1 pseudogene is annotated in these 542 nt (G+C 43.7%); it reads left to right on the forward strand.

The window, feature by feature from the left end:
- Positions 1–367, forward strand: a pseudogene (locus tag OMO38_RS20260) (PQQ-dependent sugar dehydrogenase); the annotation flags it as partial.
- Positions 368–542 lie beyond the last annotated feature (175 nt).

The following is a 542-nucleotide window of genomic DNA, read 5'->3' on the forward strand; positions in this document are numbered from 1 at the left end:
AACCCGTGAAGACCCGGCAGGAAACAGCAAAGAAAAATGGGTAGAAACCACTGAGCCTTCTTCTGCCGAATACCAGGCGCATATGGCACCTATCGGATTTCAGTTTTTCCCGGCAGGTTCTACTTACAGCGGAGACGCGTTAGTTAGCTGGCACGGATCATGGAACAGAAGCAAACCTGTTGGTTTTAAAGTGCAGAGAATCAGGTTTTCTAACGGCAAGCCGGTAGGAGCAGAAGACTTCTTAACTGGTTTCCTTAAAGGTAAAACGAGATTTGGAAGGCCCGCAGGTGTGGCAATTACGGCATCAGGTACTGTCTATATATCTGACGATGCCAATGGTGTTCTTTACAGTATAAAGCAAAAATAAAAAAGTATGAAAAAATTAATAGTATGCGTACTGATGGTTGGCTGTGCTGCTGCAATTCCTGATCAGCCTACGGCAAGAATTGAATTTAATGCTCCGGAATCTTATCCTGAAGGAATTGCTTATGACAGTATTTCAAATGTTTATTTTGTGTCCTCAGCAAGACTTGGCAGCATCG

Origin of the sequence: Chryseobacterium kimseyorum (assembly GCF_025971945.1) — a bacterium.
In the GTDB taxonomy this organism is placed as follows: domain Bacteria; phylum Bacteroidota; class Bacteroidia; order Flavobacteriales; family Weeksellaceae; genus Chryseobacterium; species Chryseobacterium kimseyorum.